The following is a 13,168-nucleotide window of genomic DNA, read 5'->3' on the forward strand; positions in this document are numbered from 1 at the left end:
GCAGTGTCTGGGGCGGGATGATGACTCGACAGCTTTGATGTGGCCGTTGCGCTTCGCTCTTGCGGGAAAGAGCAGCCTGCGCAAGAGATCACCTACGCAGGCGGCACTCAGGCCTCCACTCGTTCGATGATGGTGGCGATCCCCATTCCCCCACCGATGCAGAGAGTGGCCAGGCCGTAGCGCTGCCTGCGGCGTTCGAGTTCGTCGATGAGGGTGCCGAGGATCATCGCGCCGGTGGCGCCGAGCGGATGCCCCATGGCGATGGCGCCGCCGTTGACGTTGACCTTCTCGTGTGGCACGCCGAAGTCCTTCATGAACTTCAGCGGTACGGCAGCGAATGCTTCGTTGATCTCGACGAGGTCGATGTCGTCGATGGACATCGTCGCCTTGGCGAGGGCCTTGCGCACGGCCGGGCCGGGTCCGTTCAGCATGATCGTGGGGTCGGCACCGCTGAGTGCGGCGGAGACGATGCGGGCGCGCGGGCGCAGTCCGGTGCGTTCGCCGAGGTCGTCACCGCCGATCAAGGCCAGTGCGGCACCGTCGACGATGCCGGAGGAGTTGCCGGGCGTGTGCACGTGGTCGATGCGCTCGACCCAGTGGTACTTCTGCAGGGCCACGGCGTCGAAACCGCCCATGTCGCCGATTCCCGCGAAGGACGGCTGCAGCCCACCGAGGTCTTCCACCGTGGTGTTGGCGCGAATGTGCTCGTCGCGGTCGAGCACGGTGCGGCCGTTGCGGTCGGTCACCGGAACCACGGAGTGTGCGAAACGGCCGTCGGCCCATGCCTTGGCGGCCCGGGTCTGCGATTCGGCGGCGAAGCCGTCGACGGTATCACGGTCGAATCCTTCCAGGGTGGCGATCAGGTCGGCGCCGATGCCCTGTGGCACGAAGGAGGTGTCCAGGTTCGTCTCCGGGTCGAGCGCCCAGGCACCGCCGTCGGTACCCATCGGCACTCTCGACATGGATTCCACACCGCCGGCGAGAACCACGTCCTCCCAACCGGAGCGGACTTTCTGCGCGGCCGTGTTGACGGCCTCCAGACCGGAGGCGCAGAAGCGGTTGAGCTGCACACCACTGACGGTCTCGGGCAGGTCCGCCGCGAGAGCGGCGGCTTTGGCGATGTCGCCTCCCTGGTCGCCCACGGGCGTGACCACGCCCAGGACGACATCATCGATCGTTTCCGGATCCAGTTCCGGATGGCGCCGCTTGAGCTCGTGGATGAGATCGACGACCAGACCGATCGGTTTTGTCCCGTGCAGTGACCCGGTTTTCTTTCCGCGACCGCGTGGCGTGCGGATCGCGTCGTAGATGAACGCCTCGGACATGGGTGGCTGCCTCCTCCTTGCCGATACTCCACTCAGAGTGTGACACCAGGACTGTCACAGTCAATGGGAGAGAGTGCGCGGAGGGGACACTCCACGTTCTCGCGACGGGAGAGCCCCCTCCGCACACTCTTCCGGACGTGGCCCCGATATGCAGGTCGGCGCCGGTCCTCACCGCACGGCGTCCTCGCTGCTGTCGGGATACTCCTCGAGCTGCCTGCGCATCAGGAGAATGCCGCCGACCAGTGCGAGACCGATGAGCACCAGCATGATGGTGCCGATATTCGGGCCGAGCCCGTTGGTCAGGACGAACGCCAGCGCGCCCGCGAACAGGCAGTAATAGATCAACGGGAAGATCGTCTTGCGGATGAGGTCGCCTTCCCGGCCCAACAGGCCGACGGTCGCCGATGCGGCCACCACGTTGTGCACGGTGATCATATTGCCCGCGGCACCACCCACCGCCTGGGCTGCCACCACGCTCTCCGGTGCCACACCGATCTGCTCGGCGGTGGAGAACTGGAACAGGGAGAACATGAGATTGCTGATCGTGTTGCTGCCTGCGACGAACGCACCGAGCGCGCCGATCCAGGGCGCCAGGACGGGCCAGCTCCCACCCGCGATCGTGGCCGCACCGTCGGCCAGCGTCATCGGCATGCTCTCGTAGCCGGACACGTTGAACTCCGCTCCGGAGTTGATGAAGATCCGTACCAGGGGCAGCGCGAACAGCAGTGCCACCGCCGCGCCCGCGATCTGCCGACCGGCCACCCGCCACGATGCCGCGATCCGCCGTCCGCTCATCCGGTGCAGACCGTAGGTCGCGACGCTGGCCAAGAGCAGGACGAACCCCGGAATGTAGAACGGCTGCAGGCTCTCCGTCACCTCGGTACCGAAGATGTTCTCGAAATCCAGCGTCAGTCCACTGAGGAACTCCTTGACCGGCGGCACCGTTCGGGTGAACACCAGGAGTGCGGCGACCAGCAGGTACGGCGCCCAGGCGCGGGCCGGGTGCATCAATTTCCCGGGCACATCACCATCGGGTTCGACGTTGCCCGTCCATCGGGCCGGCCAGCCCTGCCGTTCCGGGAACTCCCAGGGCCGCGCAGGCAGGAACAGGCCGCGGCGAGCGGCGGTGACCACGATCGTCAGCCCGATCAGTCCACCCAGCAGTGCCGGGAATTCCGGTCCCAGCACGGCGGCGACCACGAGGTAGGGCACCGTCATCGCCAGCGCGGCGAACAGCGCGAACCGCCACACGCCCAACCCCTCGCCGAAACGCCGGTTCTCGCCGAAGAACCCGGTGAGCATGCAGGCCAGGAACAGCGGGATCAGCGTGCCGATGATCGCGTGCATCAGTGCGGCATCCAGGGCGATCCGGGCGATGTAGCCGGGCATGTCCACACCCAGGATCGAAGCCCGCTGCTCCACGGCAGCACTGCCGCTGAGACCGTCGGTGACTCCGACCAGGATCGGCGTTCCGACCGCGCCGAAGGTCACCGGCGTGCTCTGGATCGTCAGGCCGACCATCACCGCTGCCATGGCGGGGAACCCGAGCGCCAGCAGCAGCGGTGCCACCACCGCTGCCGGAGTGCCGAATCCGGATGCCCCTTCGATGAAGCTGCCGAACAACCAGCCGATGATGATGGCCTGGATGCGCCTGTCGGGGCTGATGTCGGTGAAGGTGGCCCGGATCGAGGACAGCGCACCGCTCTTGCCCAGCGTTTCGAGCAACAGCAGAGCACCGAACACGATGTAGAGCAGACCGATCGCGAGGACCAGTCCCTGCACACTCGACGCCGCGATCACCAGGGGCTCGACATCCCACACGAAAGCCGCTGCGATGACGACCACGACGAATCCGACCGGCATGGCATATTTGGCGGGCCACCGCAGCCCCACCAGAAGGATACCGATGACCACGATGGGCGACAGCGCCACCGCACTGAGGACCGCGAGATTATCCATGGCACTCACATCCGAAAAACCACGGATCCGGGGAATGCTGATACATGATCACTCCGTTGTGTGGAATCCGACTTCTTTATCGATCACAACGGGGCGAATGTAGCGTTTCACGACGTCCTACGACAGGTCTTTCCCGATACGATTTCGAAAGTACCGCTCCGCCGGTACGGCACCGGGCACCGCCGAATTCCGCGTTTTTTCGGGGAACGGCCCCGGACACCGTTCCCCGCCGTTCGTTCCCTGTTCACCGCCTCAGCAACGACTCCACGGGCAGTCCCCGAATCGATGCATCGAGCACTTGCACGGTATGGGCCATCGCCATGTCCTGCTCGCGCCGCTCCAGTGCCGTACGAATCTGCATCGAGCATCCCGGATTCGCGGTCACCAGCACATCGGCGTCGGTGGCGACCACGTTCTCGGCCTTTCGGTCACCGAGTTCCCGTGCGGCCTGCGGCTGCAGCAGGTTGTACACCCCGGCCGATCCGCAGCACAGTTCTCCGCGATTGATTTCGCGCAATTCCAGCTCGGGAATGGCGCGAAGCAATTCCCGGGGCTGGGTGCGGATTCCCTGCCCGTGGCTGAGATGGCACGCATCGTGGTAGGCGATGCGTGCGGGCAGCGGATGACGCTCGGCGACAGTACCGATCTCGCCCAGCAGTTCGGAGATGTCGCGTACCCGCGCGGAAAACCGCTCGGCACGCTCGGCACGGGCGGGATCGTCGGCCAGCAGGCGCGGATACTCCTTCAGCGTGGAACCACAGCCGGCCGAGTTGATGACCACGTAATCCACATCGGCGGCTTCCAGGCGATCCAGGAGATCACGGGCGAACGCCACGGCCTCGGTCGCGCGCCCGGAGTGTTCGCTCAGCGCCCCGCAGCAGCCCTGCGATCGCGGAATCACCACGTCGCATCCTTCGGAGGCCAGCACTCGTGCGGTCGCGGCGTTGACCTCCGGGAAGAAGGCGCCCTGCACACATCCGGTGATCATGCCGACCACGGCGCGCCGCCGGCCGAGTGCTCGCACCCGCTCGGGGAGTTTCGGGGCGCGCCGAACCGGTGGCGCGAGTGACTCCATCGTCTGCAGGTGCTTCGGCATCCGTGCCAACAGCCCGGATCGCCGTAGCAGTCCGGCCAGGCCGAGCCGCTGGTACAGCGCGAGGGGGCCGCGCAGGGCCTTGAGCCTGCGCGGGTACGGAAACAGCGAGAAGATCGTGCCGCGCAGCGCGCGCTCCCAAAAACCGCGGCGATGCCTGCGTTCGACCTGCGCGCGGGTCTCGGTGATCAGAGTGCCGTACTGCACCCCCGAGGGGCAGGCCGTCACGCACGCCATACAGCCCAGGCAGTTGTCGAAGTGGCTGACCATGCTCTCCGACAGCGGTTCCCCGTCCAACCCGGTCTCCATGAGATGAATACGCCCGCGCGGGGAGTCCATCTCCTGGCCCCACAGGTCGTAGGTGGGGCAAGCGGGCAAACAGAAACCACAGTGGACACAGTCGCTGATGAGCTCCCGCTGTGGCGGGTGGAAGGCGTCGAAGGCGCCCTCCGGGCGGGCGGATTGCTCACCGGCGGGATGTGCAGGGTACTCGGTCATCAGATTCCTCCCACGAACCGACCGGGAGACAGGAGACGCTCGGGATCGAACTGGTCTTTGGTGCGGCGCATGAGCGCCAGTGCCCCGTCGGCAACCGGGCCCCAGACGTCCACGGCAGCTCGTACCGCCGCGGAAGCGCACACCACCACGGCGTATCCGCCGTGCGCGGCGGTCACCGCGCGCAGACCGCGCACCAACTCGGCAACGGCTGCGGGCTCGGCATCCTCGGGTACGCGGGCATGGACGACACCGAGACCTGCCGAGCCACGGATCGCCGGCGACAGCCCGCACCGCTCGGCGACCTGCTGTGCCTCGCCGAGCAGCGAACCGATCGCCGCCGGCTCGACCCCCAGTCGCAATCCGGTACCGCACGAAGCGTCGAAGGGATCGTCGCCCCACCAGGTGGGTGCCGCCTCGAGGACATCGCCGGAGGAGCCGGTCGCCGTGCCGACGGCCTCGGCCAGCTCCCGTGCGCGCCGGTCCGTCGCCTCCGGACGGCCGTCGAGCTGCGCACAGACCGTGATCGGGGCACCCGGTTCGTCCCGGTTCACCTCGATGGCGGTGGGCATCGCCTGCGAACTCCGCAATGCGTGGACCGCCGCACCGGCGGCGCCTGCCTCCGGCACGGTCACCGACACCCAGCGGTACTCGGCGGCCAGCGGGTGCAGGCGGAAGATCGCCTCCGTGATCACGCCGAGGGTGCCGTAGGAGCCGGTGTAGAGCTTGCCGAGGTCGTATCCCGCGACGTTCTTGACGACCTTGCCCCCGGAAGCGGTCACCACACCGTCGGCACGCACCACGGTGATGCCGATGAGCAGATCCCGTACTCCGCCGAACAGGTGACGACCGGGGCCGGTCGCACCGGTGGCGATCACGCCGCCGACCGTGGAACCCGCCAACGGCTGGTCGATCGACAACTGCTGCCCGGCACCGCTGACCACCCGCTGCACCTCGGCGATCGGCGTACCCGCCCGTGCCCGAACCACGAGATCGCCGGCCGCGTGTTCGAGTACCTCGTCGGCACCGGAGAGGTCCAGCAGCAGCTCCACCGCGTCCGGGGCGTTGCCCCGGCCGATCCTGCTGCCGGCTCCCCGAGGAATCACCCGGAGCCCGTACTCGCTCGCCACCCGCATGGCCGCGGCGGTCTGCTCGGTGTCCGTAACCGAGGCGACCCAATGGGGCCGGACCCCGTTGACGGCATCCGCCTCTCCCGCGTCACGAATGCGCTCCGCCCCGAGCGCGGCCGACAGGTCGGCACGCGCCGCGTCTTCGGTCCTTGTCGCCATCAGAACTGATCCGCCAATCCGGCTTCGGTCAGTGGGTGCACTCCGCGACGCGGCCCCGGGACCTCCCCGCACAGCCGGGGTGTCGGGAAGACCTTGCCCGGATTGCAGAGGTTGACCGGGTCGAACGCGCACCGCACTCGCTGCATGGTGTCGAGGTCCTCGTCGGTGAACATGCGACCCATATAGCGCACCTTGTCCGAGCCGACGCCGTGCTCCCCGGTGATCGAACCATCGTGTTCGAGGCACAGGTCGAGGATCGCGCCGGAGACCTCCTCCGCGCGCTCGGCCGCACCGGGTTCAGCGCCGTCGAACAGCACCAGCGGATGCAGGTTGCCGTCTCCGGCGTGAAAGACGTTGGCGACCCGTACCCCGGACTTCGCCGAGAGATCGGCGATCCTGGTGAGGACCTCGGGCAGCGATGTCCGGGGGATCACCCCGTCCTGGACGATGTAGTCCGGGCTGATCCTGCCCACGGCGGCGAAGGCCGACTTGCGCCCCTTCCAGATCAGCGCCCGCTCCGCGTCGTCGGCAGCGACCCTGATCTCGAAGGCACCGTGTTCCTCGCAGTGCCGCTGAACTTCGGTGAAGGTGTGTTCCACCTCGGCGGCGGGGCCGTCCAGTTCGACGACCAGCACAGCCCCCGCACCCTCCGGGTATCCGCAGTGGACGGCCTGCTCGGCGGCCTCGATGGACAGTGCGTCCATCATCTCGATGGCTGCGGGCGTGACTCCACAGGCGATGATCGCCGATACCGCCGCGCCCGCCTCATCGGTGGAGGGAAAACCGGCCAGCAAGGTCCGCACCGACTCCGGATTCCGCAGCAGCCGCACGGTGATCCGGGTGGCCACACCGAGCGTTCCCTCACTGCCGATGAAGGCGCCGAGCAGGTCGTATCCCGGCACGTCCGGAGCGGAGCCGCCGAGTTCCACGAGCTCGCCGTCGGGCGTGACCACCTCCATCGCGAGGATGTGGTTGGCGGTGAAGCCGTACTTCAGGCAGTGCGCCCCGCCCGAGTTCTCGGCGACGTTGCCCCCTACCGAGCAGACCTGCTGACTGGAGGGATCCGGGGCGAAGTAGTAGCCGTGCGGGGAAGCCGCTCTCGTGACGTCGAGGTTGATCACGCCGGGTTCGACCACGGCTCGCTCGTTGGCGATGTCGATGTCGAGAATGCGGCGCATCCTGGAGGTGACCACGAGAACACCGTCGGCATGCGGCAGTGCGCCCCCGGACAGGCCGGTACCCGAACCACGAGCGACGAAGGGGATTCCGTGCTCGGAACACACCCGCACCACCGCCCGAACCTGCTCGGCGTCCTCGGGCAGCACCACAGCAGCGGGCACCACCTTGTAACTGGCCAGTCCGTCGCACTCGTAGGTGCGCAGTTGCTGCGGATCGGTGATGACCGCATCCGGCGCGAGAATCCCGCGGAAGCGTTGCAGCGCTCCGTGCAGGTCCGGATGTTCGGTCCCGCTCTCGGCGGCCTGTCCGCTACCGACTTGCCCGCTACCGGCTTGCCCGCAGGCAACTTGCCCGGTATCAGCCGACTGCATGGCCCGCCTCCCTCTCACCGCATCACCGGTTCTCGTTCCAGGGAAAGCCCTGTGACGGTGTAGCGCAGACCATATGTTGGATACGTCATAGATACAAGAGGTCGGCAAGCACTGATCGGCCCGCAGTCGAACCGGTCCCTTCCGGCTCGGTGGTATCCGCACCGGCCGAATCGACATGGAGGCACAGCCGGGTACCCGGCAACGGCCGAGAACGCAACATGCACATCGCCGTGCCCGGAGAGCACCCGACCACGGCAATCAACCCGTCGTGACCAGCAACGGAACGAACTGCTCCGCAGCGGTCAGGGAGCCGTGGTGGCCGCGCAACGCCGATTCGTTCGGTTCCAGGGCCGAACGGGTCACCCCGCCCTCGCGCATCACCGCGAGCACGTCCCCGATACGGGGGCGCACGTCCTCGTCGATGACGGGACCGAACCAGCCCTCGTCGATCGCCTGCTCCCCGGTCAGCACCAGACCGCGCTCGCCGATGGTGCCCCGCCACGCGGCGTGCACATCATCGACCGCGCCCGGTTCGACATACACCTGACGAGCGCGCACCTCGCCACCGATCAGTCGCACACCGTCCCGCAGTTCCGGCTCGGTGTCGACATCGACCGTCTCCTGTGGGTCCATGGTCACCATGCCGTGGTCGGCGACGACGGTGAGCACGCTGTCGCCCGGGAGACGCTCGGCCAGTGCGGACACGAATCGGTCCACCTGTTCGAGCTGCATCCGCCACGGCAGCGATCCGGGCCCGTGCAGGTGACCGAGCAGGTCGAGGTGCCCGTGATAGCCGTAGCACAGCGTCGGGCCGGGCGCGTGGACCGCATCGAGCAACTCCGCTGCGAGATCACCGAAGGCATGGATGCCCCGAAACTCGGCACCCCGCATCGCCGCCCTGGTCAGCCCGGTGTCCTTGAAATCGCGCGGCACCGCGATGCGGACGTCCACGCCGGCTGCCTCGGCCTGCTGGAACGCCGTCGGATGCGGCTGCACCCGCTCCGGAGGCCACACGTCGAGCAGGCTGCTACGGCGTCCCGCCGTGTCCTCCGCCGTGCCGTGCGTCGACCAGGACAGCGGATGCAGCAGGCCACCCGAGGGTTCCGCGAACGTGTAGCCGACCACCCCGTGCCTACCCGCGCACCGGCCGGTGCCCAACGAGGTCAAACTGGTGACCGTCGTCGTCGGGAACCCCGCCTTACCGGGTGCTCCGGTGGCCAACGAGGTCAGGAACGGCGCATGGTCGGCGTACTCGTGCAGCAACGTCCAACCGAGCCCGTCGACGAGCAGCACCACCGCCCTACGGCATCCGGGCATGCCGATGGTGTCGGTGAAGCCTGCGGTGCCGAGCGCGGCCAGCGCGGAGGGCAGGACGTCGGCGAGCTCACGTCCGGCACCATCCGGAGCGACGATCCAGTCCACCACGCATCCCTCCGCCCCCGGAGACAGCGGACCGGCTCCTCGGAGCAGGAGCTCACGTCCAGCTTCTCAACACGGTCGATCGCTGCCAACCGCCCGTGCGGAAGGATCGGACACGATCCTAGAAGCCCATCGACTTGCCCACGATCTCCTTCATGATCTCGGTCGTACCACCGTAGATCGTCTGCACCCGGGAGTCCAGGAACGCCTTGGCCACCGGATACTCCGCCATATAGCCGTAGCCGCCGTGCAGCTGCAGACAGCGATCCACCACTCGCTTGTTCATCTCCGACAGCCACCACTTGGCCATCGCAGCGTGCTCGACGCCGAGTTCGCCCCGCTGGTGCTCGGTCACGCAGCGATCGACGAACACCCGGCCGATCTGCACCTCGGTGGCCATTTCGGCCAGCTCGAACCGGTTGTGCTGGAACTTGCCGATCGGGCGGCCGAAGGCGGTGCGGTTACGGCAGTATTCCTTGGTCGCTTCCAGGGTCCGCTCCGCGGCGGCGGCCGAAGCCACGGCGATGGACAGGCGCTCCTGTGGCAGGTTCTGCATCAGGTAGATGAAGCCCTGGCCCTCCTCACCGAGCAGGTTCGCCGCGGGGACACGCACGTCGTTGAAGAACAACTCAGCGGTGTCCTGGGACTTCTGGCCGATCTTGTCCAGGTTGCGGCCGCGCTCGAAGCCGGGCATGTCACGTTCGACCACCAGCAGGCTGAATCCCTCGTGGCCCGCCTCGGGATCGGTGCACGCGACGACGATCACCAGGTCGGCGTTGATGCCGTTGCTGATGAACGTCTTCTGGCCGTTGAGGACGTAGTCGTCGCCGTCCCGTACGGCCGTGGTGCGAATGCCCTGCAGATCACTGCCCGTACCGGGCTCGGTCATGGCGATCGCGGTGATCGTCTCTCCGGAGCAGAATCCGGGTAACCAGCGCTGCTTTTGCTCCTCGGTGGCCAGACGTGTCAGGTAGGGCGCGTTGATGTCGTTGTGCACGGGAACACCGAAACCCGAGACTCCGGCGTTGATCAGCTCCTCGTCGAAGACGACGTTGAACCGGAAGTCGTCGACGCCGCCCCCGCCGTAGCGCTCGTCGACACTCGTGCCCAGTAGTCCCTGCGCACCGGCGGCGAGCCAGGCGTCGCGGCTGACGATGCCCGCGGCCTCCCACTCCTCCTGATGCGGCACCAATTCCTTGTCGATGAAGGTTCGCGCCGTCTCGCGAAAAGCCCGGTGCTCATCGTCGAACAGTTCCCTGCGCATGGCTCACGCATCCTTTCGGTTCGGCCGAACGGCTCCGGACTCGAGCAGTCCCTCGGCTCCGGCGACCCGCCACTCGCGCAACACGGAGTCGCCGTCGGCGCCGGAACGGGGGACCGGACCCGGTGCCGGATTCGGCGTGTGGGAAAACCGGGGCGCCGCCGCCGGTTGAAGCGTCCCGTTGTACTCCCCGAGTGATCCGCGCGCGTGCACGTGCGGATGCTCGGCGGCCTCGGTCATCGACAGCACCGGGGTCACGCACGCATCGGAGTCGGCGAAGATCTCGGTCCACTCCTGCCGGGTCCGTGCGGCGAAGGCCTCGGTGAACCGGTTGCGCAGTTCGGGCCAGTTCGCGGGATCGTCGCGGTCGGGGAGCGCCCCGGTCAGCCCCAGGCGTTCGAGCAACTCCTCGTAGAACTGCGGTTCCAACGCGCCGACGGCCATGTGCTCGCCGTCGGCGGTGGCGTAGACGTCGTAGAACGGGGCACCGGTATCGAGCAGGTTCGTACCGCGCTCGGTACGCCACCCACCGGTCGAGAGCATGCCGAACAGCATCGTCCCCAGATGCGCCGATCCGTCCACGATGGAGGCATCGACCACCTGGCCACGGCCGCTGCCGCGTGATTCCAGCACAGCCGCCAGGATCCCGACCGCGAGATACATCGCCCCGCCACCGAAGTCGCCGAGGAGGTTGACCGGAACCTGGGGCGGGCCGCCCGCTCTGCCGATCGAGTGCAGCATGCCGCTCAACGCGATGTAGTCGATGTCGTGCCCGGAGCTGGACGACAGTGGACCGTCCTGTCCCCACCCGGTCATCCGCCCGTAGACCAGTGCGGGATTGACCTCCCAGCAAGTCTCGGGGCCGATACCGAGACGCTCGGCGACCCCCGGCCGGAAGCCCTCCAGCAGCACGTCGGCCTGCTCGACCAACCCGAGCACGGCGGCCGGTCCCCGCTCGTGCTTGAGATCCACCGAGATCGAACGCTTGCCGCGATTGAGCAGGTCGTCCTGTTCGCCCGCGCTGGTGGGGCGGTCCACGCGCACGACGTCGGCCCCCAGATCGGCCAGCAGCATGGCGCAGAAGGGAGCAGGCCCGATCCCGGCCAGCTCGACCACCCGAATCCCCGCCAGCGGACCCCGTCCTGCCTGCCGATTCGATTCCTCGCCTGCTGCCACTGGCACACCTCCCTGCATGCCTGTGTCGTCCGACACAGAACTGTGACGCAAATAGTGTTACACCGCTGGTGTCACATTGGTCAAGGAGTATGGTGCCACGCATGCTCCGAACAGCGGACGAAGAGCTCACCGTCGACGAACTGGCAGCACGTGCGGGTGTCACAGTGCGCACCGTTCGGTTCTACTCCTCACGAGGACTGCTACCGCCCCCGCGCCTGCGTGGACGAGTGGGTCTGTACGGAGGCGATCACCTCGCACGGCTCGACCTCATCCGCGAACTCCAAGCGCTCGGATTCACCCTGACGGCCATCGAACATCACCTGCAGCGCATCCCGCACGATGCCCCGCCCGAGGAGCTCGCACTGCATCGGGCACTGCTGGCGCCGTGGACCAATGATCAAGCCGAGGACATCGACCGGCACGAACTCGACCGGCGCGCCGGCCGCTCACTCGACGACGAGCGGATCGAGCAGCTCGTCATGCTCGGCATTCTGGAGCGCATCGAGAACGAGCCGGACCGCGTGCGCCTGTCCAGCACCGCGATGCTGGGTGTCGGCGTGCAGATCCTCGATCTCGAGCTACCTCTGGAGATGATGGTGCAGGCCAAGCGGATCGTCGAGCAGCACACCGCACAGATCGCCACCGACCTGCGCGAACTGTTCGCCGCCCATGTGCTGCGACCCTATGTCGAGCGCGGCAGGCCGGAGAACGAGCGGGAGCGGGTCCGGGCCGCCACCGACCAGCTCCGCCCGTTGACGATCCAGATCCTGGTCAACGGTTTCCAGCGAGCGGTCAACGATGTGATCCGCGACCACGTTTGAGGCCTGCCTGGTTGATCACGGGCGATGACGTGCTCGCGATGTGTCGGCACAGCCGCGCCCCTGCGCGATGCGGGGCGCGTGCTGCCGGGGCCGCACATCCGGAGGCGGCTTCGCCGGTCCACAGCGGAACGGTTTCACGTTCGGCAGCGTTGCCCGAACGAGTGAAACTCGATTCGGTGGTTCTTCCCGCCGAGTACAGCGATTCGGAGGCTCTGCCGGTAAGGATGGATCGGTAGAGATCAGCCAGTAAAGCTGAATGCCATCTCCCGATCCAGATGGAGGCACCACGAGCATGGCTGCAATCCGGTTATTCGGCCGCACACTGATCGCCACCACCGCGATCGCCGCGGCCACGCTGGCTTCCACCGGCGCCTCCGCAGCACCGCTGCCGTCGGCGAGCTCCGAGCCGTCCGTGCAACACTCCGCCAGCGTTCTGCACCTCACCGTCGATCGCGGCACCGGCTCCGACCCGTACCGAGCGGTAGTACTCACCTGCGGACCAGCCGGCGGCACCCACCCCAAGGCAGCATCGGCCTGCGAGAACCTGGACAGGGCAGGCGGGAAGTTCAGCGGCCTACGGGCAGGTCGGGACAACGCCATGTGCCCGCTGGTCTACCGGCCGGTGACCGTGACCGCCACGGGCACGTGGGAGGGCACCCCGGTCAAGCACGAGAAGACGTATTCCAATGCATGCGTGCTCACCGCCCACACGGGGCCGGTCTTCGACTTCTGAGGGATCGTCGACACCACGGCAGCGGCACCGCCACGGCCGGACCACGT

The 13,168-nt window shown here is 67.5% G+C and carries 10 protein-coding genes; 2 read left to right on the plus strand and 8 right to left on the minus strand.

The window, feature by feature from the left end; translation table 11 throughout:
• Nucleotides 1–107: 107 nt before the first annotated feature.
• From JOF55_RS06755 to JOF55_RS06790, 8 genes are all read right to left on the minus strand, one after another.
• Nucleotides 108–1,325, minus strand: coding sequence for an acetyl-CoA C-acetyltransferase (locus tag JOF55_RS06755; protein WP_310271206.1), 1,218 nt, complete (start codon nt 1,323–1,325; stop codon nt 108–110).
• A gap of 168 nt (nt 1,326–1,493) precedes the next feature.
• Entirely contained in the window at nt 1,494–3,284 is a 1,791-nt protein-coding gene (locus JOF55_RS06760) for an L-lactate permease (protein WP_310271209.1), read from the minus strand.
• A 244-nt stretch (nt 3,285–3,528) separates the two neighbouring features.
• Entirely contained in the window at nt 3,529–4,875 is a 1,347-nt protein-coding gene (locus tag JOF55_RS06765) for a (Fe-S)-binding protein (RefSeq protein ID WP_310271212.1), read from the minus strand.
• Nucleotides 4,875–6,161 (minus strand): FAD-binding oxidoreductase, encoded by a 1,287-nt coding sequence (locus tag JOF55_RS06770; protein ID WP_310271215.1) that lies wholly within the window; start codon nt 6,159–6,161, stop codon nt 4,875–4,877. The genes JOF55_RS06765 and JOF55_RS06770 overlap by 1 nt, the downstream gene beginning before the upstream one ends.
• On the minus strand, nt 6,161–7,711 hold the full coding sequence (locus tag JOF55_RS06775) for an FAD-linked oxidase C-terminal domain-containing protein (protein WP_310271219.1): 1,551 nt from the start codon (nt 7,709–7,711) through the stop codon (nt 6,161–6,163). The genes JOF55_RS06770 and JOF55_RS06775 overlap by 1 nt, the downstream gene beginning before the upstream one ends.
• Nucleotides 7,712–7,969: 258 nt before the next feature.
• On the minus strand, nt 7,970–9,133 hold the full coding sequence (locus tag JOF55_RS06780; RefSeq protein WP_374727411.1) for an alkaline phosphatase family protein: 1,164 nt from the start codon (nt 9,131–9,133) through the stop codon (nt 7,970–7,972).
• A 118-nt stretch (nt 9,134–9,251) separates the two neighbouring features.
• Nucleotides 9,252–10,394, minus strand: a complete 1,143-nt coding sequence (locus JOF55_RS06785) for an acyl-CoA dehydrogenase family protein (protein WP_310271224.1) — start codon at nt 10,392–10,394, stop codon at nt 9,252–9,254.
• A 3-nt stretch (nt 10,395–10,397) separates the two neighbouring features.
• A complete protein-coding gene (locus JOF55_RS06790; RefSeq protein WP_374727241.1) occupies nt 10,398–11,585 on the minus strand; it encodes a CaiB/BaiF CoA transferase family protein in 1,188 nt (395 codons plus the stop codon).
• An 83-nt stretch (nt 11,586–11,668) separates the two neighbouring features.
• Between JOF55_RS06790 and JOF55_RS06795 the strand changes: the two genes are divergently transcribed.
• Both JOF55_RS06795 and JOF55_RS06800 read left to right on the plus strand, forming a co-directional pair.
• On the plus strand, nt 11,669–12,388 hold the full coding sequence (locus JOF55_RS06795) for a MerR family transcriptional regulator (protein ID WP_310271230.1): 720 nt from the start codon (nt 11,669–11,671) through the stop codon (nt 12,386–12,388).
• Between the two features lie 292 nt (nt 12,389–12,680).
• Complete coding sequence (locus JOF55_RS06800) at nt 12,681–13,121, plus strand: SSI family serine proteinase inhibitor (protein ID WP_310271233.1); 441 nt, start codon at nt 12,681–12,683, stop codon at nt 13,119–13,121.
• The last annotated feature ends 47 nt before the right edge of the window (nt 13,122–13,168 follow it).

The sequence above is a fragment of the Haloactinomyces albus genome, assembly GCF_031458135.1.
Taxonomy (GTDB): domain Bacteria; phylum Actinomycetota; class Actinomycetes; order Mycobacteriales; family Pseudonocardiaceae; genus Haloactinomyces; species Haloactinomyces albus.

Bases quoted from the DNA above. Each gene is read 5' to 3' on its own strand.
- JOF55_RS06760 (WP_310271209.1), bottom strand. From the start codon at position 3,284: ATGGATAATCTCGCGGTCCTCAGTGCGGTGGCGCTGTCGCCCATCGTG.
- JOF55_RS06765 (WP_310271212.1), bottom strand. From the start codon at position 4,875: ATGACCGAGTACCCTGCACATCCCGCCGGTGAGCAATCCGCCCGCCCG.
- JOF55_RS06800 (WP_310271233.1), top strand. From the start codon at position 12,681: ATGGCTGCAATCCGGTTATTCGGCCGCACACTGATCGCCACCACCGCG.
- JOF55_RS06755 (WP_310271206.1), bottom strand. From the start codon at position 1,325: ATGTCCGAGGCGTTCATCTACGACGCGATCCGCACGCCACGCGGTCGC.
- JOF55_RS06770 (WP_310271215.1), bottom strand. From the start codon at position 6,161: ATGGCGACAAGGACCGAAGACGCGGCGCGTGCCGACCTGTCGGCCGCG.
- JOF55_RS06775 (WP_310271219.1), bottom strand. From the start codon at position 7,711: ATGCAGTCGGCTGATACCGGGCAAGTTGCCTGCGGGCAAGCCGGTAGC.
- JOF55_RS06785 (WP_310271224.1), bottom strand. From the start codon at position 10,394: ATGCGCAGGGAACTGTTCGACGATGAGCACCGGGCTTTTCGCGAGACG.
- JOF55_RS06790 (WP_374727241.1), bottom strand. From the start codon at position 11,585: ATGCAGGGAGGTGTGCCAGTGGCAGCAGGCGAGGAATCGAATCGGCAG.
- JOF55_RS06795 (WP_310271230.1), top strand. From the start codon at position 11,669: ATGCTCCGAACAGCGGACGAAGAGCTCACCGTCGACGAACTGGCAGCA.